Source organism: Pseudomonas sp. SF2 (assembly GCF_036858055.1).
Classification (GTDB): Bacteria; Pseudomonadota; Gammaproteobacteria; order Pseudomonadales; family Pseudomonadaceae; genus Aquipseudomonas.
In genome coordinates this window covers 1-546 of the sequence record NZ_JAMBDI010000093.1, presented here as the reverse complement: position 1 = coordinate 546, position 546 = coordinate 1, and the positions used below count along the sequence as shown (strand labels likewise).

1 pseudogene is annotated in these 546 nt (G+C 45.4%); it reads right to left on the bottom strand.

The window, feature by feature from the left end:
- A pseudogene (locus M2S36_RS25015) lies at positions 1-540 on the bottom strand (hypothetical protein); the annotation flags it as partial.
- Positions 541-546 lie beyond the last annotated feature (6 nt).

The following is a 546-nucleotide window of genomic DNA, read 5'->3' as shown; positions in this document are numbered from 1 at the left end:
GCCGGGTTCGGTAGGTTCGTTGCTGTCGACCCAGAGGCAATCCTTTTGGTGAAGGCTGCCGTCCTCTCGGCGAGGGGCGAAGGCGAGGGCATAGCTGGTGCTGAACGATGAACCGCCAAACTCAGTGCGCTTGAAAATCCCCCCTCCGGTATTACTCCAATCAAAGACTAATGTCTTGCTTAATCGTTGATAGTAGATTTTTTTGGAGGTTCGGTTGAGACAGATGCTTGATAGACGTTTTATGAAATATATTCGATAAGCAAGAAACGGAAGAAAAATAAATGGTCCAATCACTGTTCCAATGATCAGGATAGGGCTAAAGGTATATGGGCTCCAGGCTTCGTAGGATAGTAGGTCGGGGTATAGGCCAATCATTAATACGATAATCATTGCGCAGTACAATTTTCCCATGAAAACTGAATCTGTAACCCAGGGGTTTCGCAGGTATAAAATGTTTTTGGATAAACTGAGTAGCTGTCCGCCAATAGCAGGTTTATGTCCTGAGTGTGATGTTGTGTTAAATAGCCAGATGGTTGCCATGATCAG